This is a genomic window from Pseudosulfitobacter pseudonitzschiae (genome assembly GCF_900129395.1).
GTDB lineage: Bacteria > Pseudomonadota > Alphaproteobacteria > Rhodobacterales > Rhodobacteraceae > Pseudosulfitobacter > Pseudosulfitobacter pseudonitzschiae.
The window spans coordinates 704,871-730,315 of the sequence record NZ_FQVP01000001.1 but is presented as its reverse complement, the minus strand read 5'-3'; the positions used below and the strand labels follow the sequence as shown (position 1 = coordinate 730,315).

31 protein-coding genes and 1 tRNA gene are annotated in these 25,445 nt (G+C 60.7%); 16 read left to right on the top strand and 16 right to left on the bottom strand.

The annotated features are described in order from the left end of the window. Positions 1–67: 67 nt before the first annotated feature. The 3 genes from olsA to BUC08_RS03550 all read right to left on the bottom strand — a co-directional run bounded on the left by olsA (position 68) and on the right by BUC08_RS03550 (position 1,986). Positions 68–919, bottom strand: a complete 852-nt coding sequence (gene olsA, locus BUC08_RS03560) for a lyso-ornithine lipid O-acyltransferase (protein WP_037920530.1) — start codon at positions 917–919, stop codon at positions 68–70. Then, positions 916–1,698 (bottom strand): L-ornithine N(alpha)-acyltransferase, encoded by a 783-nt coding sequence (gene olsB, locus BUC08_RS03555; RefSeq protein ID WP_037920532.1) that lies wholly within the window; start codon positions 1,696–1,698, stop codon positions 916–918. Before olsB ends, olsA begins: the two co-directional genes overlap by 4 nt. Positions 1,699–1,800: 102 nt before the next feature. Then, positions 1,801–1,986 carry a DUF3553 domain-containing protein gene (locus BUC08_RS03550; RefSeq protein WP_028956514.1) on the bottom strand — a complete coding sequence of 62 codons (186 nt, stop codon included), beginning with the start codon at positions 1,984–1,986 and terminating at the stop codon, positions 1,801–1,803. A gap of 26 nt (positions 1,987–2,012) precedes the next feature. On the opposite strand from BUC08_RS03550, the gene BUC08_RS03545 reads away from it, so the two are divergent. Further along, positions 2,013–2,609, top strand: a complete 597-nt coding sequence (locus BUC08_RS03545) for a histidine phosphotransferase family protein (RefSeq protein ID WP_037920534.1) — start codon at positions 2,013–2,015, stop codon at positions 2,607–2,609. Here BUC08_RS03545 and BUC08_RS03540 read toward each other — a convergent pair. From BUC08_RS03540 to BUC08_RS03505, 8 genes are all read right to left on the bottom strand, one after another. Continuing rightward, positions 2,606–3,871, bottom strand: a complete 1,266-nt coding sequence (locus BUC08_RS03540; protein WP_037920536.1) for a glutamate-5-semialdehyde dehydrogenase — start codon at positions 3,869–3,871, stop codon at positions 2,606–2,608. The genes BUC08_RS03545 and BUC08_RS03540 overlap by 4 nt on opposite strands. 74 nt (positions 3,872–3,945) lie before the next feature. Further along, a complete protein-coding gene (gene proB, locus BUC08_RS03535) occupies positions 3,946–5,052 on the bottom strand; it encodes a glutamate 5-kinase (RefSeq protein WP_037920539.1) in 1,107 nt (368 codons plus the stop codon). Beyond that, a complete protein-coding gene (gene obgE / locus BUC08_RS03530) occupies positions 5,040–6,074 on the bottom strand; it encodes a GTPase ObgE (RefSeq protein WP_037920541.1) in 1,035 nt (344 codons plus the stop codon). The genes proB and obgE overlap by 13 nt, the downstream gene beginning before the upstream one ends. Before the next feature lie 39 nt (positions 6,075–6,113). Then, positions 6,114–6,650: a GNAT family N-acetyltransferase gene (locus BUC08_RS03525; RefSeq protein WP_028956509.1), complete on the bottom strand. Its 537-nt coding sequence runs from the start codon at positions 6,648–6,650 to the stop codon at positions 6,114–6,116. Positions 6,651–6,881: 231 nt separating this feature from the next. Continuing rightward, a complete protein-coding gene (gene rpmA / locus BUC08_RS03520) occupies positions 6,882–7,151 on the bottom strand; it encodes a 50S ribosomal protein L27 (RefSeq protein WP_028956508.1) in 270 nt (89 codons plus the stop codon). 11 nt (positions 7,152–7,162) lie between these two features. After that, positions 7,163–7,861, bottom strand: a complete 699-nt coding sequence (locus BUC08_RS03515; RefSeq protein ID WP_037920543.1) for a 50S ribosomal protein L21 — start codon at positions 7,859–7,861, stop codon at positions 7,163–7,165. Between the two features lie 183 nt (positions 7,862–8,044). Next, positions 8,045–8,863, bottom strand: a complete 819-nt coding sequence (locus tag BUC08_RS03510) for a DUF2059 domain-containing protein (protein WP_037920546.1) — start codon at positions 8,861–8,863, stop codon at positions 8,045–8,047. A gap of 3 nt (positions 8,864–8,866) precedes the next feature. Continuing rightward, on the bottom strand, positions 8,867–9,694 hold the full coding sequence (locus tag BUC08_RS03505; RefSeq protein ID WP_037920547.1) for a DUF2059 domain-containing protein: 828 nt from the start codon (positions 9,692–9,694) through the stop codon (positions 8,867–8,869). A 140-nt stretch (positions 9,695–9,834) separates the two neighbouring features. Between BUC08_RS03505 and BUC08_RS03500 the strand changes: the two genes are divergently transcribed. After that, positions 9,835–9,924, top strand: a tRNA-Ser gene (locus tag BUC08_RS03500). A gap of 251 nt (positions 9,925–10,175) precedes the next feature. Here the strand turns inward: BUC08_RS03500 and BUC08_RS03495 are convergent. Then, the gene (locus BUC08_RS03495; RefSeq protein ID WP_037920549.1) at positions 10,176–10,751 is read right to left on the bottom strand and encodes a hypothetical protein; all 576 of its coding nucleotides are present in this window, start codon (positions 10,749–10,751) and stop codon (positions 10,176–10,178) included. 223 nt (positions 10,752–10,974) lie between these two features. Here BUC08_RS03495 and BUC08_RS03490 point away from each other — a divergent pair, with 223 nt between their 5' ends. Continuing rightward, complete coding sequence (locus BUC08_RS03490; RefSeq protein ID WP_037920551.1) at positions 10,975–11,157, top strand: hypothetical protein; 183 nt, start codon at positions 10,975–10,977, stop codon at positions 11,155–11,157. A gap of 5 nt (positions 11,158–11,162) precedes the next feature. Here BUC08_RS03490 and BUC08_RS03485 read toward each other — a convergent pair whose 3' ends face one another. The 3 genes from BUC08_RS03485 to BUC08_RS03475 form a co-directional block, all read right to left on the bottom strand. Continuing rightward, positions 11,163–11,606, bottom strand: coding sequence for a hypothetical protein (locus BUC08_RS03485; RefSeq protein WP_037920553.1), 444 nt, complete (start codon positions 11,604–11,606; stop codon positions 11,163–11,165). A gap of 88 nt (positions 11,607–11,694) precedes the next feature. Continuing rightward, positions 11,695–12,411 (bottom strand): RlmE family RNA methyltransferase, encoded by a 717-nt coding sequence (locus tag BUC08_RS03480; protein ID WP_037921991.1) that lies wholly within the window; start codon positions 12,409–12,411, stop codon positions 11,695–11,697. A gap of 141 nt (positions 12,412–12,552) precedes the next feature. Then, positions 12,553–13,665: a Ppx/GppA phosphatase family protein gene (locus BUC08_RS03475; protein WP_028956501.1), complete on the bottom strand. Its 1,113-nt coding sequence runs from the start codon at positions 13,663–13,665 to the stop codon at positions 12,553–12,555. A gap of 266 nt (positions 13,666–13,931) precedes the next feature. Here BUC08_RS03475 and BUC08_RS03470 point away from each other — a divergent pair, with 266 nt between their 5' ends. The 10 genes from BUC08_RS03470 to BUC08_RS03425 all read left to right on the top strand — a co-directional run bounded on the left by BUC08_RS03470 (position 13,932) and on the right by BUC08_RS03425 (position 21,400). Continuing rightward, positions 13,932–14,228 carry a virulence factor gene (locus BUC08_RS03470; RefSeq protein WP_037920555.1) on the top strand — a complete coding sequence of 99 codons (297 nt, stop codon included), beginning with the start codon at positions 13,932–13,934 and terminating at the stop codon, positions 14,226–14,228. A 33-nt stretch (positions 14,229–14,261) separates the two neighbouring features. After that, positions 14,262–15,191: a methylenetetrahydrofolate reductase gene (locus BUC08_RS03465; protein ID WP_037920558.1), complete on the top strand. Its 930-nt coding sequence runs from the start codon at positions 14,262–14,264 to the stop codon at positions 15,189–15,191. A gap of 13 nt (positions 15,192–15,204) precedes the next feature. Further along, positions 15,205–16,287, top strand: a complete 1,083-nt coding sequence (locus tag BUC08_RS03460; RefSeq protein ID WP_037920561.1) for a methyltetrahydrofolate cobalamin methyltransferase — start codon at positions 15,205–15,207, stop codon at positions 16,285–16,287. 266 nt (positions 16,288–16,553) lie between these two features. After that, entirely contained in the window at positions 16,554–16,823 is a 270-nt protein-coding gene (locus tag BUC08_RS03455; protein WP_037920563.1) for an STAS domain-containing protein, read from the top strand. Then, complete coding sequence (locus tag BUC08_RS03450) at positions 16,820–17,185, top strand: response regulator (protein ID WP_037920566.1); 366 nt, start codon at positions 16,820–16,822, stop codon at positions 17,183–17,185. Before BUC08_RS03455 ends, BUC08_RS03450 begins: the two co-directional genes overlap by 4 nt. 11 nt (positions 17,186–17,196) lie before the next feature. Continuing rightward, on the top strand, positions 17,197–19,329 hold the full coding sequence (locus tag BUC08_RS03445) for a chemotaxis protein CheA (protein ID WP_224769746.1): 2,133 nt from the start codon (positions 17,197–17,199) through the stop codon (positions 19,327–19,329). Beyond that, a complete protein-coding gene (locus tag BUC08_RS03440; protein ID WP_037920571.1) occupies positions 19,326–19,784 on the top strand; it encodes a chemotaxis protein CheW in 459 nt (152 codons plus the stop codon). Before BUC08_RS03445 ends, BUC08_RS03440 begins: the two co-directional genes overlap by 4 nt. Next, complete coding sequence (locus tag BUC08_RS03435; RefSeq protein ID WP_073194119.1) at positions 19,781–20,692, top strand: CheR family methyltransferase; 912 nt, start codon at positions 19,781–19,783, stop codon at positions 20,690–20,692. Before BUC08_RS03440 ends, BUC08_RS03435 begins: the two co-directional genes overlap by 4 nt. Beyond that, positions 20,679–21,065, top strand: a complete 387-nt coding sequence (locus BUC08_RS03430; RefSeq protein ID WP_037920573.1) for a response regulator — start codon at positions 20,679–20,681, stop codon at positions 21,063–21,065. Before BUC08_RS03435 ends, BUC08_RS03430 begins: the two co-directional genes overlap by 14 nt. Positions 21,066–21,088: 23 nt before the next feature. Further along, entirely contained in the window at positions 21,089–21,400 is a 312-nt protein-coding gene (locus tag BUC08_RS03425; protein ID WP_143186663.1) for a hypothetical protein, read from the top strand. Between the two features lie 137 nt (positions 21,401–21,537). On the opposite strand, the gene BUC08_RS03420 is transcribed toward BUC08_RS03425, so the two are convergent. Next, positions 21,538–21,921, bottom strand: a complete 384-nt coding sequence (locus BUC08_RS03420; RefSeq protein WP_224769745.1) for a chemotaxis protein CheD — start codon at positions 21,919–21,921, stop codon at positions 21,538–21,540. 709 nt (positions 21,922–22,630) lie between these two features. On the opposite strand from BUC08_RS03420, the gene BUC08_RS03415 reads away from it, so the two are divergent. Genes BUC08_RS03415 through BUC08_RS03405 form a run of 3 tightly spaced genes read left to right on the top strand, consistent with a single transcriptional unit; the run spans position 22,631 to position 25,438 of the window. Further along, complete coding sequence (locus BUC08_RS03415) at positions 22,631–23,713, top strand: ABC transporter ATP-binding protein (protein ID WP_037920580.1); 1,083 nt, start codon at positions 22,631–22,633, stop codon at positions 23,711–23,713. A gap of 2 nt (positions 23,714–23,715) precedes the next feature. Beyond that, positions 23,716–24,645, top strand: coding sequence for an ABC transporter permease (locus tag BUC08_RS03410; RefSeq protein WP_037920582.1), 930 nt, complete (start codon positions 23,716–23,718; stop codon positions 24,643–24,645). Next, positions 24,638–25,438 (top strand): ABC transporter permease, encoded by an 801-nt coding sequence (locus BUC08_RS03405; RefSeq protein WP_028956487.1) that lies wholly within the window; start codon positions 24,638–24,640, stop codon positions 25,436–25,438. The genes BUC08_RS03410 and BUC08_RS03405 overlap by 8 nt, the downstream gene beginning before the upstream one ends. Positions 25,439–25,445 lie beyond the last annotated feature (7 nt).

Here is a 25,445-nt window from a genome sequence, read left to right as displayed (position 1 = left end):
CCCACCTGCGGATTGAAGTGTCGCGCGTATAGGCCGGTTTTGTGCGGGGCGCAAGAGCGGTTCGCCCTTATTTTCCCAGCTCTGGCGCGTTCTCCGCCGCTGCCAACACATGCGCGCCGCGCACCGCCCGTTCGGCCGTGGCAGCCAGCGTCTTGCGTTCTGCGAAATCGGCGACTTTCAACGGGGGGTGATACACCACCTCGACCCGGCCCTGACGGCGGGCGGCCAGTGTCGACAGCAGATGCGTGCCGAACGCCATATCGCCCCACCAGCCATAAAACCGCGCGTCGGCCCCGGTGGGCGCGTGATAGATCACCGTGACCGGCTGGACCTGCAACCGGTCGCGCAGTTCTGGCGCGAAAAAGGCCTGAAACAGCGTCGGTTTGAACGGCAACACCCGCAGCCCGTCCGTGCTGGTGCCTTCGGGAAAGAACAGCAACTTGTGGCCTGCCAGCAGTCTATCCTGGAACATCTGCGTTTGCTCGGCGGCGCGGCGCGGGTCGCGCACGACAAAGACGGTGCCGGTGGCCCGCGCCAGCCAGCCGATGCCGGGCCAGTTCGCCACCTCGGATTTCGACACGAAATAAATGCGCTTTGACGCATTCAGCACGAAAATATCCAGCCATGAGGAATGGTTGGCCACCACAGCCCCCTGCCCGCGCATCGGCACGCCTGTGACCTTCAGCGGCAAACGCATCAGCCGCAACGCGCCCTTGCACACGGCCACGGTGATGAACGGCGTCACCGGCCGGCGCAGCCCGCACAAGGGCCGCTCGACCAGGCGCACCAACAGCAGCAGGGCCAATCCACCAAAGACCAGCGTGCCCACTGCCAACCCGCGCAGCGCAACCCGCAACCAGTCGCCAAGCCCGAAGCGTCGCGGCGGTGGCACGTTGCCATCGTCCCATGTGACGGTCATGCATCGCCCCGCGCGGTGTACAGACGGCTTTGACGGGTGTTCATTTGCGCCGTGTCCATGACCAGACAGACATCGGTGGTGTTAAACGTCCGGTCGATCCACGCCCCCTCGCCCACGACGCCGCCCAGCCGCAGATACGCCTTGATCAGGGCGGGCACTTGCAACATGGCGGCGCGCCGGTCCAGCGCGTCCTCGGCGATCAGGTCCATGGTCTGAAACGACGTCTCGCGCGCCCGCACGCGCACTTCGGGGGGTGCCAGATGGCGGTGGTGCAGCAGCGACAGGGGTGCGGCAAGTGCCTGTGTGTCGGTGCCATGAAAGCTGGCGACACCGAACAATATCTCGATATCATGTTCCGCCACATAGGCCGCAAGCGCCGACCACAGGTGATGCATGGCAATGCCGCCGCGATAGTCGGGATGCAGGCAGGACCGGCCCAACTCCAGCAGGTTGCGCCCGGAATTGCGCAGCGGCGCAAGGTCGTATTCGTCCTCGGAATAAAACTGCCCCGCCGCCTGCGCCTGGTCGCTGCGCAACATGCGGTAGACGCCAACCACCCGCCCCTGGGTTACGTCGTGCAGCAGCATGTGATCAAAAAAGGGATCGAACCGATCGCATTCCAGACCGGCGGCGTGGTCCACCATGTCGCCCCCACCGCCCAGTTCACGCACGAAAACCTCATAACGCAAACGCTGCGCCGCCTTCAGATCTTCGGCATTGCGCGCCATCGAAATCCGAAATTGCGGAGCGGCCAGTGGAGCGGAGGAAATCTTGGGCATTCGGGTCAGTCTGTTTTGGGTCCGGTTGTGTCGCGGGCGCGCAACAGGCGCAACTTACATAAAATGGAAGACAACGCCCATATGTTAACCTTTCGGCAAGGATCATGAGCCATCAAAGACCGGTACCAAAGCGACGCGGGTGCTGTCGATAACAACCTTGCCATGCTCGCGGAAGTTGACAGTGATGCGTCTGTCGATGTTGCTTTGGACCTGACCTAACCCCCAGTCCGGGCAATCGGGATGGCGTACCAACATACCAGGAGCCAGAATGGCATTGAGATCTTCCATCTGTCACCCTTTCAAGGAGCTCGCCCGTGGGCTCCAGTAACGTAAATCTGGCCGCTCTGATCGGCAGCCGCATATGTCATGACCTCATATCGCCCATCGGCGCAATCAACAATGGGCTGGAATTGCTTGGGATGACGGGCAGCAGCGATGGACCAGAGCTGCAACTGATCACCGAATCCGTGGGCAGTGCCACGGCGCGCATCCGCTTTTTCCGCATCGCCTATGGTGCCGCGGGCAAACAGCAAATGGGCCGGGCCGAAATCGTGAGTGTCTTGCGTGACCTGATGCAGGGCGGGCGGCTGGACGTGGCATGGGGTCCGATGGATGAACAGCCACGCGAGGCGGTACGCATCGCATTCCTGGCAATCCAATGCCTTGAGACCGCCATGCCTTACGGTGGACGGATCGAAGTGACCTGCGAACGCCAACGCTGGACCGTTCACGGACGCGGTGAAAAAATAAACGTGGACAAAGCGTTGTGGGACACGCTGGAGTCAGCCATCCCACCGGATGAAATCCAGCCGGCACATGTGCAATTCGCCCTGCTGCCCGCTGTGGTCGCGGACGCAGGGCGCAAGTTGACGGTCAAAGGCCAGGGTACGGACCTGACCATCGGTTTTTAGCTGCGGGTCGTCCCGTCGCCGCGCACCAGGTATTTAAAGCTGGTCAGCTGTTCGGCCCCGACCGGGCCACGGGCATGCATCTTGCCCGTGGCGATCCCGATCTCGGCCCCCATGCCAAATTCACCACCGTCCGCGAACTGGGTCGAGGCGTTGTGCATGATGATCGCACTGTCGAGGCGCGCCATGAAGCGGGCGGCGGCGTCTTCGTTCTCGGTCAGAATACATTCGGTGTGCTGTGAGCCATAGGTGCGGATGTGGTCAATGGCCGCGTCGATGTCGTCGACAACACGGGCAGCCATGATCATGTCCAGATACTCGCGCCCCCAGTCGTCGTCCTGCGCCTCGACCGTGCCATCGATGGCCTTGAGCGTGTCGTCCACACGCATTTCAACGCCCGCATCCATCAGCGCCCGTACCAGACCCTGACCGATGGTGGACAGCACGTCGCGGTGGATCAGCAGACATTCCGCCGACCCGCAAATGCCCGTACGCCGCGTCTTGGCGTTCAGCACCACGCGCAGTGCTTTTTCGGGGTCGGCGTCCTTGTCCACGTAGATGTGAACGATGCCCTCCAGGTGGGCAAAGACCGGCACGCGGGCCTCACGCTGGACCAATCCCACCAGCCCCTTGCCGCCACGCGGCACGATCACGTCGATGGTGCCGGTCATGGTCAGCATCTCGGACACGGCGGCGCGGTCACGGGTGGGCACCAACTGGATGGCATCTTCGGGCAGGTCCGCATCACGCAGGCCCTGCATCAGACAGGCGTGGATGGCCTGCGAGGAATGAAAGCTTTCCGAGCCGCCGCGCAGGATCACCGCATTGCCCGCCTTCAGGCAAAGCGCTCCGGCATCTGCCGTCACGTTAGGGCGCGATTCGTAGATCACGCCGATGACACCCAGGGGCGTGCGCACGCGTTTGATGTGCAGCCCGCTGGGCTGATCCCATTCCGACATGACAGCCCCCACCGGATCGGCCTGTTCAGCCACGGCGCGCAGCCCGTCAACGATGCCCTGAATGCGGTCTTCGTCCAGTCTCAAGCGGTCCATCATCGCGGGCGACAGACCTTTGTCGCGGCCAAACTCCAGATCCTTGGCATTGGCCGCCAGGATCGCGTCGCGCTGCGCCCAGACGGCGGCGGCGGCGCTGATCAGGGCCGCGTGCTTGCGCTCGGCCGAGGCCACGGCCAGTTCGGCAGCGGCAGCCTTGGCGCGGGCACCGATGTCGGCCATCAGGGCGGGAATATCGGCGAGATCTTTCATCGGTCTGCTCCTTGTGGTCGGTGTTGGCACAGATTTATGCCTCTGGCGCGCATATTTACAGCCAAAACAAGCCGTCAGAGCGCCATGTCGTCGCGGTGAACCAATGCGGCACGGCCCGGATAACCCAGCAGGGTTTCGATATGGGCGCTGTGGTGGCCTTGAATGGTGCGGGTTTCCTCGGCGGTGTAGCGGGTGAGGCCAAGGCCCAGCACATGCCCCGATGCATCGGCGATGGCCACCGGATCACCACGGTTGAAATTGCCTGCGACGGCAGTGACACCCGCAGGCAGCAGGCTGTTGCCATTCTCCAGCGCACGGGTGGCGCCCGCGTCCAGTGTCAGCGTACCGCGTGGTTTCATCGCCGCGATCCAGCGTTTGCGCGCGGTTTGCGGGTCCAGCGTGGCCGAGAACCATGTAACCGGCGCGCCGGTGTGCAAACGGTGCAAGGGGCGCGGTTCAAATCCATGGCAAATGGCCATGGCACAGCCTGCGGCAGTGGCAGTTTTGGCGGCCATCAGCTTGGTTTTCATGCCGCCCTTGCTCAGGCCAGACCCTGCATCGCCCGCCTGTGCCTCGATCTCGGCGGTGATCTCGTCGATCACGTCATAGCGGATGGCGGTGGGGTCATCGGCGGGGTTTGCCGAGTAAAAGCCGTCGACATCCGACAGCAGCACCAGCTGATCCGCGCCGATGGTGGCGGCGATCTGTGCCGCCAGCCGGTCGTTGTCGCCAAAGCGGATTTCGTCGGTGGCCACGGTGTCGTTTTCATTGACGATGGGCAGCGCACCCAACCCCAGCAGCGTTTCCAACGTCGCGCGCGAATTCAGATAGCGGCGCCGGTCGCGGCTGTCCTCCAGCGTCATCAGCACCTGCGCCGTGGTGATGCCATGCACCGCCATCACATCCTCATAGGCGCGGGCCAACCGGATCTGGCCGACGGCCGCCGCCGCCTGGGATTGCTCCAGCGGCAGTTCCGTATAGGGCAGCCCCAGCACACCGCGACCCAGCGCGATCGAGCCGGAGGAGACCAGCACAACCTGTGTGCCCTGCCCCTTCAGCCATTGCACATCCAGCGCCAGTGCGCGCAACCAATCCTCACGCAGTGCACCGGTCGCGCGGTCCACCAGCAAGGCCGAGCCGATCTTGACGACCAGCCGCTTGGCGTCGGTCAGGGTCGCCACTGTTCTTCCTCTTGGGGTTCCTGCTTGCGCAGCCGGTCATCGTCGATCTGTTTGCGCAGGGCGCGCAACACTTCGGTCACGCCGTCGCGAGCCACGCCCGACATCAACATGACGGTGCCGCCGCAGGCCTTTTGCAACTCGACCTTGGCCGCGTTGCGTTCATCATCGTCCAGCGCGTCGATCTTGTTCAGGACCGTCACACGCGGCTTGTCGGCCAGATCGCCGCCATAGGCCTCAAGCTCGGTGATGATCGTCTTGTAGTCCTGCGCCACCGTGTCCGAGGTGCCATCGACCAGATGCAACAGCACGGCACAGCGTTCGACGTGGCCCAGGAACAAATCGCCCAAGCCCCGTCCTTCGGACGCACCTTCGATCAGGCCGGGAATGTCGGCCACGACGAATTCGACATTGTCCACGCCGACCACACCCAGGTTCGGGTGCAGCGTGGTGAACGGATAATCGGCAATCTTGGGGCGCGCGTTCGAAGTCGCGGCCAGAAAGGTTGACTTGCCCGCATTGGGCAGACCCAACAGGCCCACGTCCGCAATCAGTTTCAGGCGCAGCCACAGCGTGCGCTCGACGCCCTCCTGCCCCGGATTGGCACGGCGCGGCGCCTGGTTGGTGGCGGATTTGAAATGCAGGTTGCCGAAACCACCGTTGCCGCCGCGTGCCAGCTTCACGCGCTGGCCCACCTCGGTCAGGTCGGCAACGACGGTTTCTTCGTCTTCGTCCAGAATTTCCGTGCCCACAGGCACGCGCAGCACGATGTCATCACCGTCTTTGCCAGTGCGCTGGCGGCCCATGCCGGGCTGGCCGTTCTTGGCGAAAAAGTGCTGCTGATAGCGAAAGTCGATCAGCGTGTTCAACCCGTCCACAGCCTCGGCCCAGACGGTGCCGCCGGTGCCGCCGTCGCCGCCATCGGGGCCACCGAATTCGATGTATTTTTCACGCCGGAACGACACACAGCCGCCCCCGCCCGCACCGGACCGGATATAGACCTTGCAGAGATCAAGAAATTTCATAGCGCGGTCCTAGCCTGTGCGGGCCCCTCGGGGCATCCGTTAGAGTTTGCGCGAATACGTCCAGGTGGGGACGGTCGCATTGCGGGCGACAGAAAAACTTTCTGCTTCACCCAGATACTGAAAACCGCAGTGCGTCAACACCTTGGCAGAGGCAGCGTTGTCCTGAAACACCACTGCAAAAAGGGCCGCATTGCCCATCGGATTGGCGTCAATCAGGGCCTGCACCGCCTCGGAGGCAAGGCCGGTGTTCCAGAATGCAGGCGCCACCCAATATCCCAGCTCGGCCTGATTTCGGTCGATCTGCTGCATCGAGATCACGCCCATCAGCTCGGAACCGCCTTCCTTGGTGCCATCAATCGCCCAGACGTCCTCTTCACGGGTCGCGGACATGGCGCGTGTCACGAATGCCTCGGACGTGCCCGGGGGCAGCGGATGCGGGATCGACGTGGTCATGGTGGCGACACGTTTGTCGGCGGCATACATTTCGATCAGCCCACGGTCCGACGTACGCAGCGGGCGCAGGTCGAACCGTTCCGCTTCGATCACAGGCTGGGTGGCCACTTTGGTCATTTCCATCGGTTTGTTCCTCCTCGAACAGTCCGAATTCCGCCCCGCACATAAAATGCGCACGAGATGTAGATCAGTTAATAATTGACCCCGCGCAATACGAGGTCGGTCACGGGGCTGTCGCACAAAAAACTCACGACATCGTTAAATCGCGCGGCCCCTGAATGTTTTTGTCAGAAACGAAAAAGGGACCGGCGGTATCGCCGATCCCTTCAAGATGTTTAACCTATCAGGTTCGGCTTATTCCGCAGCTTCCGCCTGTGGCAGAACCGAAATGAAGGTGCGGTTTTTCAGACCCTTGTGAAAGGTCACGGCGCCATCGACGGTTGCAAAGATCGTGTGATCCTTGCCCATGCCGACGCCTGCGCCGGGCCAGAATTTGGTCCCGCGCTGACGCACGATGATGTTGCCGGGAATGGCGGCCTGACCGCCGTACAGTTTCACACCAAGACGACGACCCGCTGAGTCGCGGCCGTTGCGGGATGAACCACCTGCTTTTTTATGTGCCATTTGGTCTCTCCTTAGCCTTTGGTCATGTCTTTGGCCTGTTCGATCCAGCCTTCACGCTCGATCCGGCCTTTGAACGACAGTTTCTCGTCAATATCAGCAACGTCTGCTTCCGTCCATGCCGCGATCTGGGCAAAGGTGGTCACACCGGCTTCATGCAGTTTTTTCTCAAGTGCGGGACCAACGCCCGACAGTTTCTTGAGATCATCGGCGCCTGCAGCAGCTTCGGCTTTGGCAGCCTTGGCTTTTTTCGGTGCCTTGGCAGGCGCAGCCTCACCAGCATCGGCCTTGCGGGCTTTTTCAGCCTGCGCGGTTTTAAGCTTGGCGTTCTGGCCGTCTGCAAAGACAGCCGTGTAGCCTGCACCACCCACGGCGGCCATCACGCCCGACTTGTCCGCGCCCGAGGCGAGAATGTCGGTGATGCGCACCAGTGTCAGTTGCTGACGGTGGCCTTTGGTCCGCTTGCTCGAGTGCTTGCGGCGGCGCTTGACGAAGTTGATGGTCTTCACGCCTTTGATGTGGTCGATGACTTCGGCTTGAACGCCTGCGTCTGCAACCAGCGGAGCGCCAACCGTGGGCGTGTCGCCCCCGATCATCATCACTTCGTTGAATTGAACTTTGTCACCTGCTTTTGCGGCCAGTTTTTCAATGCGCAGCGTGTCGCCCGCTTGAACTTTGTACTGTTTGCCGCCGGTTTTGAGAACCGCGAACATATCGTTCTTCCTTACTCTACCGCGTCGTTTGGCACCGGAAGTCCCGGATTTCGTGCGATTTTCGCGCCACGGACTGCGCATCCCGTCGGGGATGTTTATACATATAACAGGCCCGAAAGCCCCATTCGAAGCCGCGCAATGCACCACACGCGGGCCAAAGTCAAGCGGTGCTGGCCCTATTTTTCAAAGCTCCTGGGCGCTTTCACCCAATGCCCTGAGGTTCAGCGCGAGAACCCGCCCAAGCGCATAGGTCACATCGCTGTAGACGCTGCCCATGCCATCGAACAATGCCGCGTTCAGCCTGCCCGCTTCGGGGGTCTGCATGAACGCGACATAGGTCGCGCGGTCGTCGGCGTCCAGCGGTTGCATCAGCAACATCAGATACCCCATCAGCCAGCCTTCGGTGTCGGCGCGCAGCTCCTCCTCCTGGGACCAGACCTCGTTCAGGATCTCTTCCTCGGTCATGATATAGGCACCACCGTCAACCAGCGCACGATAGAACTGGTAGTTGGCGGTCAGCGCGGTGCTGACGTTGCGCTCCACCAGGTCACCGGCCTCGATGATGGTGCGGGCGGCCTTCAGGCGCGGATCGTCGGTGCCCTGCAATTCGGCATAGGCGCCGCGGGCGGCGTCCTCTTTCTCCTGATCCATCATCGCAGTGCGTGCGGCCAGTTCCAGATCACTGATCCGCTGGCCCAGCTCGCTGCCCAGGAACAGGTTCAACCGCTCGAGTGTGGCGGTGTCGAGCGCCTCGATCGGGCCGCGCGCGCCTTCGACCATGCGGGGCACGTCATAGATACCGTCAAGCTGGCTGTGCCACAGCGCGCCGCCCTGCCCGCCCAATATCTCTGCGTTCAGCGTCTCGGCATGACTCAGGCCTTCTTCACGGGCGATCTGCATCTGCGCGTCCATGTGGATCAGACGCAGCGTGGTGTCGGCCTCGGGTCCGGCCCAGGCCACGCCCGCCAGCCCCAACCAGACCGCTGCAATCAGGCGCAGCATGCTTTACAACTCCTGCGAGGGTTGCAGGTTGCGCATGCGCGCGGCCAGCGCCTCGTAACGGTTGGCCATGATCTCGTATTGAACCGCGTTCATCAGGTCATAGACCTTGCGCATGTCGGGGTCCTCCAGCGCCTTGGCATATTCCAGAACCTCGGCGTCGGAAAAGGCCTGATAGGTGTAGGCGGCCCCGTTCAATGCGCTTTCGGCAATGGACTGGCGCAATTCGTCCTCGTCGGCGCGCATTGCTTCGCGCAGGTCCGGTTCTTCCATTTTCAGCTCGATCACCCCGGCGGCGGCTGCGGCCATGAGAAAGCGCACCTGCACCTCCTGAATGGCGCGCACGGCGGTGCCGGCGCTGTCGCTGGCGGCGTTCATCCGCTTGAGCGCATCCAGACGCGGCGAGCCGATCCGCTCAAGCCCCGCGACAATCGCCTGCCCTGCTTCGGATTTGGTTTCACTGTCGTCTTCCATGTGGCTGTTGTTCTCGGCCACGACCAGACGGCGGCCCAGGTCGGTGTCGTAAAACTCGGTCGCGTGATCCAAAAGGTCGTCTTCCAGTGTCGCCCCCAGGATATCCAGCGCCATGTCGTGCATCTTGGCGGTGTTGAACACATCGTCCGCCATCACTGTCCATTGGGTGCCAAAATCCTCCGCCTCCAGCCCCAGCATCGCGGGTGCAGAGCTGGCAGACAGGCGAATGCTGTCCAGTGCGACGTCGAATCCGGTCACTTCAAGAAATGTTTCCAACCGCGCGCGGTCGGCGGCCTGTGCGGCGGCGGCGGTCAGCGCAAGGGTGAGAGCAAGGCAAACAGAGCGGGCAAGAGCGATCATGATGGTCCTTTCGCATTTGCGCCGAGCATATGGGTTTTGCGATCACGGGCAATTAAATATCCCGTCATCGGCCATCATTGGCAAAACCCCCCTTGCCGCCCCCGATAAACCTAATTATTGGGACCGGACCAGACCCCCGCGGAGAGGTGCCGGAGTGGTCGAACGGGGCGGTCTCGAAAACCGTTGAGCCTTCACGGGTTCCCAGGGTTCGAATCCCTGTCTCTCCGCCATTATCTTTCAGAAAAGATATGTAACAAGTGCCGCATGTCGCGGTGGCATTTGCTTCTTCAAAGCGAAACCCGGAAGCAAGCGACGAAATTTGAACAGAAATTCGGGACGCTCTCATTCGGGACGTTCTATCGTGAGCCTCCACGCCTTGATGATCCCTTGGTGCCGCTGCCTTGATGTGCCGTTGCTACATAAACGTCAGTCGCAAAGGAACGACGGGTCCGGATGCACAGCCCCGCCGCTCGTCTTTTCCTCAATAAAACGCCTGCGCGTCTAGGCCGAAGGTCACCGCACCAATCATCTCGCCGGTGGCGGGGTCCGTCAGGCTCAAGGACACCTGCGCCTGATAAGTCTGCGTGCTTTCGTCCAGCTCAACCTCGCTGATGTGCACAGCGTCCGGTCCCACGCCATAGGTTTTCTGGAACTTCGCCTCGTCGCCCTGCCAGTAATCCGAAGTGACAGCACTGGCAGCGACGTTCAGCCCCTGTGCGTCCATGATGAACATTTCGGTGATTGTGCCGCGCGCGTCGGCGACATGATCGGTCAACGAGACGGACAAGGGGCTGTCCAACACCGACGCGATCAACGGCATTTCCGCCTGTCCCACCTGCGCGCGCCAATCCTTGTCCAGACTGTCAATCTCAGCCGCACTCAGACCGGCCGTGCGCGCGTTCTGGGCCTTGATCGCTGCAACGACCGTATCATTCATCAGCCATTCCGCCGCCCTTTCGCTGGCATATTGGGTCATTGCCCCGTCCGCTTCGGCGGCCGCCAGCGGGTTGGTCAGCAGAACAAGTGCGGCCGCGGCCGTCATAAGGCGTTTGATCATGGGGAATCTCCTTTGGCTGAAACGATCCAAAGATTGCTATCGAAACGGCGTGAATCGTCGGTTACCCGCGCTGCGGAGCAGTCGGAAATCTCTTTCAAATTGTACAGGATTTTCCCCAAACACGCCTTTGCACGGCCCCACGGTTGCCGCAAACCGCTGACAAATATGCACAAACAACAGCAAGCGCGCGGCATTCATCCGGCGCGTCGAGAGGAAAAGGCCAATGTCGTATTTGTCCCAGCACACCGCCCCGCGCCACGAACGCCTGTTCGAGCTGTTGCGTCAGGAGAACCGTGCCGCGACAACGGTTGCGCGGATCAAGGGATTCACGATCCGGCAGATCAGCGCAGAAGAGGCCGAGCAGATCAAGGCCGTCGCCAAACGGTCCTTTTCACAGCACAACTGACCGCGTCAGAATTGCGCAGCGTCCAGTTCGAACACCACGGCGCCGATCACCGTGCCGCTGTTCGGGTCCGCCAGGCTGAGCGAAATATGCGCGTGATGCGCCGCTCCGCTTTGGGTTGAATGCGCCTGCCCGACCATCTGTCCGCTTTGATCCAGCACGCTCAGCCCCGCGACGCGGCCCCGCGTGGTGGAGATGACCGACCACAGCCTCGCAGTCATACGCATGTTCAATGTGTCGTTCCTGCGTGCTGACACCGGGACACGGCTGTCCGGACCGCCCCAGAATCCTGTCCGATTGCAGGACTGCACCGCCGCGATCACATCCTTGCACAGCAGCTGCGTGGCCAGCAATCGCTGCGCAAACGCCTGCATTGCATCATTGTCGCGGGCATTCAGCCCGGTTTGCCCGGACCATCCGGTTATTGTGGTATCAAAGAGTGGCTTGAGCATATGCCTGGTTCCTTGTGGCCTGCCCCACATCGAGAGCACGGCCATCCAAGCACGCAGCGCTTAATATTTCGTATTCTCGCGGCTGACCTCAGCCGCGGAAACCGGTTGCGACGACGAATTTCTCTGAACTGTCGGCCCGTGACGACGGCGGTTTGATATTCGCCACCTTGTCGAACCGTTGTTTCAGCAGCTTTTGCAAATCGCCCTCGGCGCCACCGGCCAGCACTTTGGCAACAAATGTGCCGCCGACTTCCAGCACGTCAAAGGCGAAATAGGCTGCCGCTTCGCACAGCGCGATAATCCGCAGGTGGTCGGTCTGTTTGTGGCCGGAACTCGACGCCGCCATGTCCGACATCACCACGTCGGCCTTGCCGCCCAGCCACTCCTTGACCACCAGGTCGGCGTCGTCTTCCATGAAGTCCAGCACATGCAGCTCACAACCCGCGATCGGCTCCATTTCCTGCAGGTCGACGCCCAGGATGGTGCCCACCTTTTTGCCCGACCGTTCGTTCAGCGCATTGACCCGCTTGACCGCAACCTGACACCAGCCCCCCGGTGCCGCGCCCAGATCGACCACGCGCGCGCCCGGCACCAGAAAGCGGAACTTGTCGTCCAGCTCCATGATCTTGAACGCCGCGCGCCCGCGATAGCCTTCGGCCTGCGCGCGTTTGACATAGGGGTCGTTCAACTGGCGTTGCAGCCACCGGGTCGAGCTTGTGGTGCGCCCGCGCGCTGTCTTGACCTTGACGGTCAGTTCGCGCTGTCCGCGTCCAGAGGTGTTCTTGCCATCAGGTGTCTTTGCCACGGAAATCCGCCTTTCGTTGCCGACCAGATACGCGCTTGGGCCCACCGCTTCAAGCGATGGTACACGATCCGTCATATCTTGTTCGAAAAATCCTCAGGCGGACGGCCGTAAACGGAGGCAGACCGCCCCAAGCGCCGCTTGCTACAGCGCGCCGTCGCTCAAGACCCCGTCGGCGCTCATCTGCGCATAAAGCAGCCCCTCGCGCAGGCCACGGTCGGCCACGCTCAGCCGGTCCGTGGGCCAGCAGCGCATCAGCGCCTGCAAGATCGCGGCCCCCGACATGATCAGCGCCTGACGGTCCTGCCCGATGCGCGGATCGGCGCGCCGACCACCAGGCCCCATGTCCAGATAGCTGCGGATCACCTTGTCGATCTGCGCCGAGGACATGCTGAGCCCGTCCACCCGCGTCCGGTCATAGCGTTTCAGCCCCAGATGCGAGGCCGCCACGGTGGTCACGGTGCCCGAGGTGCCAACGATCTGGAACTTCTCGTGCACCTTGGTGTCATGATAGGGCGCAAAGTCCGCCAGGTTCTCTTCAAAGAACCAGCTCATCAACGCAAAGCGGGCCGCGTCATCCTCGACATCGTTGAACTGGTCGCGCAGCGTCGCCACGCCCAGGGGCACACTGATCCAGTCGACGACGCGCGCCTGAGCCACGTCCTTGACGGCAGCCGTGTTAAAGCCGCTGTGCAGCCGCATGATCGCCTGCGGACGGTCGTTCTTGGGCACTTTGGAAATGTCGATCCAGACCAGTTCGGTTGATCCGCCACCAATGTCGACCACAAGCAGGTTCTGCGTCTTGCGGCTGACCAGCGGCGCGCAGGAAATCACGGCCAGCCGGGCCTCTTCCTCGGGTTGGATGATGTCCAGCCGCAGGCCGGTTTCACGCTGCACGCGCTGGATGAACTCCTGCGCGTTGACCGCCCGGCGGCAGGCTTCGGTCGCGACAAGCTTCATACGCCGCACCTTGTGTTGTCTCAGCTTTTGCTGACAGATCCGCAGCGCCTGTATGGTGCGCGCCATCGACCCGCGCGACAAACGCCCGGTGCGCTCCAGACCCGCGCCCAGCTGGACGGATTTGGAGAAACTGTCCACAACATGAAAGCCCGTTCCCTTGGGTTGGGCAATCAACATGCGACAACTGTTCGTGCCCAGATCAAGCGCGGCATAAAGCTCACGTGATCCAGACTGAGGCACGGGGCTCAGAGCCGGTTGTTCGAGCGCGCCCGCACCTTTGGGACGCTTTGGCGCCATTGTATGCGCCTTTCATAACGAGTTGAGCAAACGATAGGCTTTTGATGCTTCCCGTGCAAGGCCACCTTTGTGTGATCGCCGCGGTCCGGGCGCCTTGTGGAACCGTGCATAATGATGATGAGCCTTTTGGGCCGCCCGGCCTCTGGCCCTGCGACGGGCCATCGCATAGCAAAGGGTCGCGGACAGATTGCTTTCGGTCGAAAAACGCCACCGTCAGCCGGACCCCGTGCCTTAGACAGGGCAAAATTGACCAAGGGGAATCACAGATGCCTGACGTGACAATCGTATATTGGCGGGACATCCCGGCACAGGTGATCGTGGGCAAGGGCCGTCGCGGGTCGAAACGCCAGTTGCCCGAGCGGTTCGAGCAGGCCATCGACCGTGCCGCGATGAAAGTGAATGCCAAAGACGCCGACGCCTATCTGGCCGAATGGCGCAAGGCAGACCCCTATGAAATGGACGGCGATCCCGACCAGATCGCCGACGCAGAGGCAACGCGCCTTGAAACAGAATATGACAGCGCCCGTATCAAGGCGCTGATTGACAACGAAGGCTGGGCCTGACCGCCCTTTCCCCTGTTTAGAAGGTTCCCTGTCATGGCACTTCTCAGTTTCAAGAAATCCCCCGAAGGTCCCGTTGCGGGCTGCATCTCGCCCGAGGTCGAAGCCTTTTTGCAGGGCTATTCGATCGAGGTGATGCCGCGCACCGCCGAGAAGGTCGAGAATTTCCGCGACCTGCTGCCCGAAGGCACGCGCGTCTATATCGCCCACATCGAAGGCACCCCCATCGAGGATATGGTCGCCACCGCCAAACGCCTGAACGCCGACGGTTTTCCGGTCATGCCGCATTTCCCCGCGCGTATCATTCACAATCGCGCCATGCTGGAAGACTGGATTGCCCGCTATCAGGGTGAGGCAGACGTAAAACAGGCGTTGCTGCTGGCCGGTGGTGTGACCACACCGCACGGCGATTTCGACAGTTCCATGCAACTGCTGGAAACCGGTGCCTTTGACAAGGCAGGGTTCACCCGCCTGCACGTCGCAGGCCACCCCGAAGGCAACAAGGACATCGACCCCGATGGCCGTGGCGTCAACGTGGCCGATGCCCTGCGCTGGAAGCAGGACTTTTCGAACCGCACCGACGCGCAAATGGCGCTGGCAACACAGTTCGCATTCGAGGCGCAGCCGATCATCGAATGGGCCGACAGCATCAAGGCAGCCGGCATCGACCTGCCCATTCACATCGGCATCGCAGGCCCTGCCAAGCTGCAGACCATGATCAAATTCGCCGTCGCCTGCGGCGTGGGCGCATCCCTGCGCGTGCTGCAACGCCGTGCCAAGGACGTGACCAAACTGCTTTTGCCCTTTGAGCCCACCGAAGTGATTTCGGACCTTGCGGCACATAAGGCTGCCAATCCCGACTTTAACGTGACAAACGTACATTTCTTCCCGCTGGGCGGCATCAAGACCAACGCTCACTGGGCCATTGAAAACGGCGGCGCTGCTGCCCAACCGGCCAACGCCTGAAGGACCGAAAAACATGACACGCACCATCGTTGAATCCAAAACCAAGACCGCGATCATCGGCTTTGACCAACCGTTCTGCGTGATCGGGGAACGTATCAACCCCACGGGCCGCAAGATCCTGGCCGAAGAGCTTGAGCGCGACGATTTCAGCCGTGTCGAAGCCGACGCGCTGGCACAGGTTGCGGCAGGTGCGAACATTCTGGATGTGAACTCGGGTGCCGTCTTCTCGAACAAAATGGCCGAAGATCCCCGCTATGCGGACAACAACTTTGTCGAGCCGATGCTGATGAAAGCCCTGGTCGAGCGGGTTCAGGCAATTGTCGACGTGCCCCTGTGCATCGACAGCTCGGTCCCCGGTGCGCTGGAAAACGGTCTGGCCGCTGCCGAAGGCCGCCCGCTGCTGAACTCGGTCACCGGCGAGGAAGAGCGTCTGGAACTGGTCCTGCCGCTGGTCAAGAAATACAATGTTCCGGTCGTGGCGATTTCCAACGATGACACCGGCATTTCCGAAGACCCCGACGTGCGCTTCGAAGTGGCCAGGAAAATCGTACAACGCGCCGCCGATTTCGGGATTCCGGCCCATGACATCGTGGTCGATCCGCTGGTCATGCCCATTGGCGCGATGGCGACCGCCGGCCTTCAGGTCTTTACCCTTGTGCGTCGTCTGCGCGAAGAGCTGGGCGTGAACACCACCTGTGGTGCGTCCAACATCAGTTTTGGCCTGCCCAACCGTCACGGCATCAACAACGCATTCCTGCCCATGGCGATGGCAGCGGGCATGACCAGCGCGATCATGAACCCCATCGCCCTGCCAATCGGTCCGCTGAAGATTGCCGAGAAACGCGCCGAAGTCGAAGCTGCCGGCATCATCCTGCCCGCCGACATGGACGACGAGACATTCGTGCAGTTGTTCGGCCTTGGCTCGACGCTGCCGCGCGCGGGCAAGGAAATGGAAGCCATTCGCGCCGCCAACTTCCTGACCGACAACGACCCGCACGGCACGGACTGGATTCGCTTTAACAAAGTGGCCCCCAAGGCAGGCCACGAAGGCCGTGGCCGCGAAGGCCGCACAGGCGGGCGTCGTCGGCGCGGCTAAGCTTTCCTAGAGTTTTAATGATTTAAACCCGGGGTGTTCCGCACCCCGGGTTTTTTATGTGCATCACGACCGCGCAATAACTTGAAAACACTGTCCTTGGTGCGATTTTGGCGACCCGCATCGGCCATTCGCGCCGTGTCTTTGGCAAGACGATATTCCCCGTAACCCGTTCTTAACGATGCGTCCGCTAGACAGTTGGCAACTGCTGACGAGGCTTGCGGAGATCGTGATGTTGCGCCCCTTCCCCGAATTGAAAGGATTGCCGAATGGCTGACCCAATCGTGCTTCCACCACGTCTGGACCTGTCCAGCGTGCCTGCTGTTCTGACCGAATTGACGGCGCGCCCCGCTGGCGAATCGCTGGTGCTGGACGCCGGTCAGGTCGTTCATTTCGGCGCCCTGGGGATGCAGGTGATCCTCTCTGCCTTCAAGACCGCAGGGGATCGGATTCAGCTGATCAATGTTTCGGACAAGGTTCTGGAACAGATGCGCTGGATGGGCATGACACCCGAAACCATTGCCGAGGTGGTGACATGAGCCTGAACATACTTGCCGTCGACGACAGCCGCACCATGCGCGACATGATCCGTCTGGCGCTGGAACCCGCGGGCTTTACCGTGACCACTGCCGATGATGGTGTGCACGGGGTCGAAGTTCTGAGCGGCATCGCGCCCGATGCGATCATCACCGACATCAACATGCCGCGCATGGATGGCTTTGGCTTTATTGACGCGGTGCGCGGTCAGCACAAACACCGCGCCACCCCCATTCTGGTGCTCACGACCGAAGCCGCACCGGAACTGAAAGCGCGCGCACGCAGTGCAGGGGCCACAGGCTGGATCGTCAAACCGTTCGACCCCGCGAAATTGATCAAAGCCCTGCAAATGGTTGCCGGTTAGGAGAACGCATCATGTCCGCACCCGACCCTATGGCTGAAATCAGAGCCTCGTTTTTCATCGAATGCGAAGAACTGCTCGAAGCCCTGCAAGACGGTCTCGAAGCGATGGCCGACGATAGCGGTGATCTTGAAACGATCAACGTGGTCTTTCGGGCTGTCCACTCGATCAAGGGCGGCGCTGGCGCCTTCGGACTTGAGGGGCTGGTGCGCTTTGCCCATCGTTACGAAACCGTACTGGACGCAGTGCGCAGCAACACGCTGGTGGCCGATGGCGACGCGATCAAACTGTTCTTTCGGGCCGCCGACCACCTGTCCGACCTGGTGCGAGAATCCCGCGACGATGGAATCCTGCCCGAAGCCGAGGGAAACGCGATCCTGACCGAACTGGATGCGCTGCTGGGCGATCATGGGGTTGCAGAGGAAGACGAGGCCGAAATCGAATTCCAACCCCTGGGACTGTCTCTGGACCTGGGCCTTGCCGATCTGCCGGCACCTGCACCCGCCAGGTTCACCATCCACTTCGCGCCCGAACCAGAATTGTACGAAACAGGCAACGAACCGTACATGATCCTGCGCGCTCTTGCGGAACTGGGCTCCTGCGAGGTCACTTGCCTGACCGACAAGGTCCCGCAACTGACCGAGTTTGCCCCCGAGGCAAGCTATCTGAAATGGACCGTGGTCCTGACGGCGGACGTACAGGAAGCCGAAATCGTCTCGATCTTTGAATTCGTTGATGGTCTCTGCGCCCTGACCATTGCCCCGATCCCATCCGACGTGCCCGCACCACAGGACGTTTCAAACGATCCCTTGCCTGAGCTACCAGAAATGCCAGACCTGCCCGACCTGACACCGCCGCCTGCACCTGCGGCGGAACCCGAGCCCGCCCAGCCGCCAGCACCCGCAGCCAAGGCAAAGGCCACACCGCAATCCGCTGCAAAATCGGTTGTCCGTGTCGATCTGGACCGGATCGAACGGCTGGTAAACCTTGTCGGCGAATTGGTCATCAATCAGGCGATGCTCTCGCAAAGCCTTGAATCTTCGGGGCTTTCCCCACATTCCGACGCGATGAACGGGCTCGAGGAATTCCAACGCCTGACCCGCGACATTCAGGACAGCGTGATGATGATCCGCGCGCAGCCGGTCAAATCCCTGTTCCAGCGCATGTCGCGTATCGTGCGGGAATGTTCAGCCGCGGTGCGCAAGGATGTGCGTCTGGTCACCGAGGGCGACACCACCGAAGTGGACAAGACCGTGATCGAAAGGTTGTCCGATCCGCTGACACATATGATCCGGAACGCGGTGGATCACGGGCTGGAACCCACTCAGAACCGTCTTGCCGCCGGCAAGCCCGAACAGGGCGTCGTCAAACTGACAGCCGCCCACCGTTCTGGCCGCGTCATCATCGAAGTGTCCGACGATGGCGGAGGCATCAACCGTGAGAAGGTCAAGCAAATTGCGACGGACAAAGGACTGATCGCCGCCGATGCGTCCCTGACCGATACGGAAATCGACAACCTGCTGTTCCTGCCAGGGTTTTCAACGGCATCCGAGGTTTCCGATCTGTCCGGTCGCGGCGTTGGCATGGACGTGGTGCGAAACGCCATCCAGGCCCTGGGCGGACGGATCACGATCACCTCGACACCTGGCGAAGGCACGACATTCTCCATCTCCCTGCCGCTGACCCTTGCTGTCCTGGACGGCATGGTCGTGCAGGTTGCCGGCGAGACCATGGTTCTTCCGCTCAATCTGGTGATCGAGACGCTGACCATCGACCACAGCAATCTCGAACAGACCCGCCCCGGCCTGAATGTCGTGCGGGTGCGGGGTGAATTTGTCTCGCTGTTCGATCTGGGTGTCGAACTTGGCTATCGCTCTGCCCAGGACAGCTATCTGGATGCTGTCGTTTTGCTGATCGCTGACGAAGGCGGCAGCCGTGCCGCCCTGATCGTGGATGAAATCCAGGACCAGAGGCAAGTGGTCATCAAAGGTCTGGACGAAAGCTTTTACCGCGCACCCGGCATCGCTGCCGCCACCATTCTGGGTGACGGGCAGATCGCCCTGATCCTCGACCCTTCCGACATCATCGCACAGGCCCAGGGCAGCACCTTGGCCATTGCTCCCAACCTGATGGAACTGACTTCATGACTGATCCCAAATCCAGTGCCCCCGTTGAGCTTTTGACCTTCCGTTTGAGTGATCAGGAATATTCGCTCGACATCATGTGTGTGCGTGAAATCCGCGGCTGGACCCGCACAACACCCCTGCCCCATGCCCCCAGTTACATGAAGGGTGTGATCAACCTGCGTGGGACCGTACTGCCGGTGATGGATCTGGCGGAACGGCTGGGCCTGCCGCCGCGTGAACATACGGACCGCAATGTGATCATCGTGGTGAAATACGAGGAGACGATGACCGGTCTTCTGGTCGACGCGGTGTCCGACATCATCGCGCTGACATCCGCGGATTTGCAGCCGCCTCCCGACGCTGCCTCTGCGGGAGGGCCGGGCGTGATCAAGGCGCTGACCCTGCTGGATGAGCGGATGATCCGTGTGCTTGAGCTCTCCGAAATCGTACCCACCCCGCAAAGCGATGCTGCATGATCGCCCCCGACGAAGCATCCGAACCCCAACTCAGCCTGCTGACGCTTAATGCGCTGCATCAGGTCTCTTACCGCGAGGCAGGGCTGATCCTGTTGCCGGAAAAGGTACGCATGGTGCAGTCGCGTCTGCGATTTCGGCTGAGGGAAACCGGGCTGGACACGTTCGAGGCCTATCTGGCGTTGGTTGGTTCCGACGCAGGGGCAAAAGAGCGCCGCATGATGATCTCGGCCCTGACCACCAATGTGTCCCATTTCTTTCGGGAGCCGCATCACTTTGACATTCTGACCGACGAGGTTCTGCCACGGGCCCAATCCCGACTGAAATCGGGTGGCCGCTTTCGCATCTGGTCTGCAGGGTGCTCCAACGGGCAAGAGGCGTTTTCGATTCTGATGCACCTGTTGGACAAGGACCCCGGCCTGCAAGACAAGGATTTCCGCATCCTGGCAACCGACATTGATCCCAAGGTCATCGCCTTTGCCCGTTCTGCCACCTATCCCGACCGGATGATTGACAACATCCCCGAGGATTTGCGCAAGCGGTTCATGCAGCCGTCCCGGTTGAACGAACAACCCGCGCATCAAATGACTGACAAGCTGAGAAATCTCGTACGGTTCAAGGAGCTGAACCTGATGAGCCCCTGGCCGATGCGGCAGGCCTTTGATGCCGTATTTTGCCGGAACGTGGTGATCTATTTCGATGCGCCCACGCAAAACGCACTTTGGCCGCGCTTCCATGATGCTTTGTTGCCGGACGGAATGTTGTTCCTGGGGCACTCGGAACGGGTGACCAACCCCGAGCAGCTGGGTTTTTCCGTCACCGGGCCGACCACCTACACCAAGATACGCGCACGTAAGATCAACACTTCAAATTTGCAGGCAGCACAGGGGATAGCACATGGCACTTCGTGATCAAATTCGGATCATGGTCGTCGATGACATGTCCACAAGCCGTGGTCTGATCACCCAGGCGCTGGACGGGTTCGGGATTCAGACGGTTTACACCTCGGACGACGGCGCCGCAGCGCTGGTCCAGTTGCAGCGCACGCCTGTGCATCTGGTGATCTCCGATTACAACATGCCCAATATGGACGGGTTGAAATTCCTTCACCACCTGCGCAGCCAGCCGGAAACACAAAAGATCGGGTTCATTCTGATCACCGGCAGAGCCGAACAGCAGATCATCGATTACGGACGCAAACTGGGGATGAACAACTATTTGAAGAAACCGTTCGAACCCATCGACCTGCGCCGCTGTATTGAAAGCGTGGTGGGGCCGCTATGACTGTGGCGCCCAGGAACACGCATTTGACATCGCGCACCGGCGCGCACCTGGCCGACCTTGCGGCGCAGGTGCGGCAGGTTGAACTGTTGATCGGTGCGCATTTCAAACATCTGGACATGACCGAAGCGGACTTTCTCACGGGGATGCAAAAGCTGGATTATTTGCATCAATCCCTGATGGATATCTCGGAGCTTGTCCGGCAATTTGGCGAGCCTGATCAACGCCCACAAAACCTGAGCGATACGGTGCGGCTGGAAAGCACGCGGCGGTTGATCGAAGATGCAGGACATGCAGCTGCGCAACACGATGATGCGGGCGCACTGGATCTGTTTTAGATCCGCCTATTGTACCAAAAATCGACAGATCGTGCGGGCACAGCGGAGATTGAGTAAATCTGTCGCTGTGCCCGTATTCTGATGACGAAACGCCCGAACGCGTCCTGCCGCTTCAGGCGCATCGCAAAACCTGGCGCTTAGAAAAGCTCCAGGTCGTTGCCTTCGGGCGGAGCGTGAACAATCGCCTTTGGTTCGATCACCCGGTCAGTGGACATGCGTTGCAGCACCCGGCCCGTGGCTGGCCAGAACCGGATGTTGCGCGCATTGGTTCCGCCAAAGGAATGACCTTCACAGGTGATCCCCTCGCTTGCGAGGAAATCCAGCGTGAACTGTGCGTTCGCCTCGCCGATGTCCGACAACCCGTCCACCATCCGCGCACCGCCAAAGGCCTTGGCGCGCAAGGAGCTGCGCTGTGCGCCGGATTTGATCAGCGCATTTATCAAAACTTCCATCGCATTCACGCCAACCAGGTTGTCGGTCAGGTTCGCGTCCTGTCGCACGGTCAGCAACATGTGATTCATGCCCCCCACCCGCGCGTTAGGGTCCCACAGACAGCAGGCAACGCAAGATCCCAGCAATGTCGTGATGACAACGTTGGCCTCACCCGATGCAGCGTGTTGACCTTGGGTGATGTGCATACGGATTTCCGTCATGGCATCACCCGTTTCGAGCCACGAACGCACGTACCCCCCTCGCAATGGGGCAAACGTTCCATTTCCAGGCAATCAGGCCGCCGGGACGGTTTGACGGTGGTGGCGACCATGGCCTTGGGCATTTGGGCAAACATGCGCATATTCTCAGCATCCGGGTGGCGAAATCAAAATACAGGCAAGGGCTGCGTGCCTGTTCCTTGCGGTTATGACGTTGAGGAATGAACAGGCGTTTAACTCTGGTTGGAGATTTCCCCGAGTTTTGGTCCATGCCCCACTTTTTCACTTTCGGCGAACCGCATCCGATCGCACCGAAACCTCAAACCGGTGCTGCCGCAAAAATCATCAGCACGGAGCTTGCGACAGAAAAAGAACGACAGGGCACGGAGTTTCGTTGCAGAATTTACATTTGCAGCCTAACATTTGATCAAATTAACCTGAGAACCGGACTGCCGTAGCACTATACACTTTAAAACAATGGTTTTTTTCAAGTGTTCAGGACGTTCAAGGCAACGCGCAAGCTCAGAGTTATGATCAAAACGGGCGATACAGACCCGTGGACCAAAGGGAGAAACCTCACGTGACTGCAGCAGCCATCAGTGCGCGCAACCTGCGCAAAGTTTATCCGGGGTCGCCAGATGTTGTCGCCCTGGCAGATGCCAGCATCGACATTCAGGACAACGAATTCTTTACCCTTCTCGGCCCGTCGGGCTGTGGCAAGACCACGCTCCTGCGGATGATTGCCGGGTTTGAACACCCCACATCCGGCACATTGACGATGCACGGCGAGGACCTGACGAACCTGCCCCCCTACAAACGCCCGGTGAACACCGTGTTTCAAAGCTATGCTTTGTTCCCGCACCTGACGGTCGCGCAAAACATCGGTTTTGGTCTGGAAATGCTGGGCAAGCCCAAGGACGAGATCAAGAAGACCGTCGGCGAGATGATGGAGCTGGTGAAGATGAGCCAGATGGCCGACCGCCAGACAGGCCAGATTTCGGGTGGCCAGCAACAGCGCGTCGCCCTGGCCCGTGCGCTGGCCCCACGCCCCAAGGTTTTGTTGTTGGACGAACCGCTGAGCGCGCTGGATTTCAAGCTGCGCAAGGACATGCAGCTGGAGTTGAAGCGGTTGCAGACGGAAACCGGCATCACCTTTATCTTCGTGACCCACGATCAGGAAGAAGCGTTGACCATGTCAGACCGGATCGCGGTGATGAGTGCCGGCACCATCCGCCAGATCGGCGGGCCGCGTGACATTTACGACCGTCCGGCGGAACGGTTTGTTGCCGATTTCATCGGGGACACCAATTTTGTCCCCGCCCAGATCGCGGCCAATACCGGCAACGACGCACAGGTCACCCTGTCCTCGGGCAAGACCGTGACGGCCAAGATGCCCGAAGGGGCCGCGTTGACGGGCAAGGTCACCCTGGCCGTGCGCCCCGAGCACGCCAGTATCGGCGCAGAGGCCGCGGGGCTGCTGCCCGGCAGGCTTTCGGAAATCGTCTATTTCGGCACGGACACTCATTTTCACGTGGCACTGGATGATGGGACCGGCTTTGTGGTGCGCAGCCAGAACCGGCCAAACGAGACGTTGCCGTTCAGCACCGGCGACCGCATCAGCGTCGATTTCGCGCCCGGTGTCGGTCAGGTTCTGAGGGATTGAGCATGACAGACAGCGCTCCCCCCGCCTCCTACGCCACCGTCGCGGAAAAACGCGCCAGCCGTGTGCGCTGGATGCTGTTGGCCCCTGCCCTTGCCGTGTTGCTGTTCGCCGCGTCCGGTCCGCTGCTGATCACGCTGGTCTATTCCATGCTGACGCCTGCGGACTATGGCGGGGTCATCTGGGAACCAACGGGCGATGCCTGGTTCAATGTGTTCATGCAGCGCGATATTTTCGATGACACGCTCAGCTGGTCCAGCGCGCATTTGTCGATCTTCTGGCGGTCGGTCAAACTGTCGTTGATGACCACCGTGGGCTGCATCATCTTTGGCTTTCCCACCGCCTATTTCATCGCGACGCGGCCAAAGCAACAGCGTGATATGTGGATGCTGCTGATCATCATCCCGTTCTGGACGAATATCCTGATCCGCACCTTTGCCGTGGTCGAGCTGATCCGCAACGAAGGCACGATCAACACGCTGTTGATGTGGACCGGCCTGATCGACGAACCGATCCAGATATTGTTCACCGAATTCTCGATCCTTGTCGGTATGATCTACGTCTATCTGCCGCTGATGGTCCTGCCGTTGTACGCCTCGATGGAACGGCTGGATTTCTCATTGGTCGAAGCGGGATACGATCTTTACGCCACCCGTATGAAGGTGCTGCGGCGGATCATCCTGCCGCTGGTCAAGCCGGGGGTTATTGCAGGCTCTATCCTGGTCTTCGTGCCCTCGCTGGGCGCCTATGTGACGCCGCGTGTGATGGGCGGCGGCAACCAGTTGATGATCGGCAACCTGATCGAGCTTCAATTCGGACAGGGGCGCAACTGGCCGCTTGGGGCGGCGCTTTCGATCACCCTGCTGGCGATCGTGATGGTGGCGCTGATGGCTTACGTGCGTACCGCAGGAAAAGAGGGCCCGGGACATGGCTAAACGTTTTCAGATTCAACAGATGCCCGGGTTCAGGACAATCGCGGTCGTTACCTTTGTCCTGCTTTACATGCCGATCTTTCTATTGGTGATCTATTCGTTCAACGCAGGCACCTCCATCGCGATCTGGGAAGGGTTTTCCTGGCGCTGGTATGTCTCTGCATGGGACAATCAACAGGTGCAGGAAGCAACCATTCGCAGCCTTGTAATTGCCTTCTGGGCCTCGGCCATTTCAACCACGCTTGCGGTGCTGGCTGCATTGGCCACCACGCGGACGCGCAAGTTCAAGGGTCAGGCGGCCGTCTTTGCCATGATCAACCAACCGCTGATGGTGCCCGAGATCGTCACCGCCGTGGCGCTGTTGATCTTTTTCGCGATGATCAAGGTGGCGACAGGCTACACCGGGCTGATGTATCTTGTGATTGCGCACACGGCGTTCTGTATCCCCTTTGCCTATCTGCCGATCCGCGCGCGGCTGATCGGGATGGATCTGGCTTTGGAACAGGCGGCGGCCGACCTTTATGCGCCACCCTTTCGCGTGTTCACGCGCATCACCTTGCCACAGCTGTGGCCTGGCATCCTGGCCGGTGCGATGCTGGCCTTTGTGATCAGCCTTGATGATGTGGTGATTACGGAATTTGTTAAATCTGCCGGACAAGACACGCTGCCCACCTATATGCTGGGGCAGTTGCGTCGCGTCGTCACGCCCGAGGTCAACGCGATCTCGACCGTACTGCTGGGGATTTCGGTGACCATGGTTGTCGCCTTTACCGCCCTCAGCAAACTCAAGACCTGAACGATAA

Bases quoted from the DNA above. Each gene is read 5' to 3' on its own strand.
- BUC08_RS03465 (WP_037920558.1), top strand. From the start codon at position 14,262: ATGGCACTTCTCAGTTTCAAGAAATCCCCCGAAGGTCCCGTTGCGGGC.
- BUC08_RS03460 (WP_037920561.1), top strand. From the start codon at position 15,205: ATGACACGCACCATCGTTGAATCCAAAACCAAGACCGCGATCATCGGC.
- olsA (WP_037920530.1), bottom strand. From the start codon at position 919: ATGACCGTCACATGGGACGATGGCAACGTGCCACCGCCGCGACGCTTC.
- BUC08_RS03430 (WP_037920573.1), top strand. From the start codon at position 20,679: ATGGCACTTCGTGATCAAATTCGGATCATGGTCGTCGATGACATGTCC.
- BUC08_RS03405 (WP_028956487.1), top strand. From the start codon at position 24,638: ATGGCTAAACGTTTTCAGATTCAACAGATGCCCGGGTTCAGGACAATC.
- BUC08_RS03475 (WP_028956501.1), bottom strand. From the start codon at position 13,665: ATGGCGCCAAAGCGTCCCAAAGGTGCGGGCGCGCTCGAACAACCGGCT.
- BUC08_RS03495 (WP_037920549.1), bottom strand. From the start codon at position 10,751: ATGATCAAACGCCTTATGACGGCCGCGGCCGCACTTGTTCTGCTGACC.
- BUC08_RS03485 (WP_037920553.1), bottom strand. From the start codon at position 11,606: ATGCTCAAGCCACTCTTTGATACCACAATAACCGGATGGTCCGGGCAA.
- BUC08_RS03455 (WP_037920563.1), top strand. From the start codon at position 16,554: ATGGCTGACCCAATCGTGCTTCCACCACGTCTGGACCTGTCCAGCGTG.
- BUC08_RS03540 (WP_037920536.1), bottom strand. From the start codon at position 3,871: ATGAAAGATCTCGCCGATATTCCCGCCCTGATGGCCGACATCGGTGCC.
- BUC08_RS03435 (WP_073194119.1), top strand. From the start codon at position 19,781: ATGATCGCCCCCGACGAAGCATCCGAACCCCAACTCAGCCTGCTGACG.
- BUC08_RS03450 (WP_037920566.1), top strand. From the start codon at position 16,820: ATGAGCCTGAACATACTTGCCGTCGACGACAGCCGCACCATGCGCGAC.
- BUC08_RS03505 (WP_037920547.1), bottom strand. From the start codon at position 9,694: ATGATCGCTCTTGCCCGCTCTGTTTGCCTTGCTCTCACCCTTGCGCTG.
- rpmA (WP_028956508.1), bottom strand. From the start codon at position 7,151: ATGGCACATAAAAAAGCAGGTGGTTCATCCCGCAACGGCCGCGACTCA.
- BUC08_RS03490 (WP_037920551.1), top strand. From the start codon at position 10,975: ATGTCGTATTTGTCCCAGCACACCGCCCCGCGCCACGAACGCCTGTTC.
- olsB (WP_037920532.1), bottom strand. From the start codon at position 1,698: ATGCCCAAGATTTCCTCCGCTCCACTGGCCGCTCCGCAATTTCGGATT.
- BUC08_RS03470 (WP_037920555.1), top strand. From the start codon at position 13,932: ATGCCTGACGTGACAATCGTATATTGGCGGGACATCCCGGCACAGGTG.
- BUC08_RS03525 (WP_028956509.1), bottom strand. From the start codon at position 6,650: ATGGAAATGACCAAAGTGGCCACCCAGCCTGTGATCGAAGCGGAACGG.
- BUC08_RS03510 (WP_037920546.1), bottom strand. From the start codon at position 8,863: ATGCTGCGCCTGATTGCAGCGGTCTGGTTGGGGCTGGCGGGCGTGGCC.
- BUC08_RS03445 (WP_224769746.1), top strand. From the start codon at position 17,197: ATGTCCGCACCCGACCCTATGGCTGAAATCAGAGCCTCGTTTTTCATC.
- BUC08_RS03420 (WP_224769745.1), bottom strand. From the start codon at position 21,921: ATGAATCACATGTTGCTGACCGTGCGACAGGACGCGAACCTGACCGAC.
- BUC08_RS03550 (WP_028956514.1), bottom strand. From the start codon at position 1,986: ATGGAAGATCTCAATGCCATTCTGGCTCCTGGTATGTTGGTACGCCAT.
- BUC08_RS03515 (WP_037920543.1), bottom strand. From the start codon at position 7,861: ATGTTCGCGGTTCTCAAAACCGGCGGCAAACAGTACAAAGTTCAAGCG.
- BUC08_RS03440 (WP_037920571.1), top strand. From the start codon at position 19,326: ATGACTGATCCCAAATCCAGTGCCCCCGTTGAGCTTTTGACCTTCCGT.
- BUC08_RS03410 (WP_037920582.1), top strand. From the start codon at position 23,716: ATGACAGACAGCGCTCCCCCCGCCTCCTACGCCACCGTCGCGGAAAAA.
- obgE (WP_037920541.1), bottom strand. From the start codon at position 6,074: ATGAAATTTCTTGATCTCTGCAAGGTCTATATCCGGTCCGGTGCGGGC.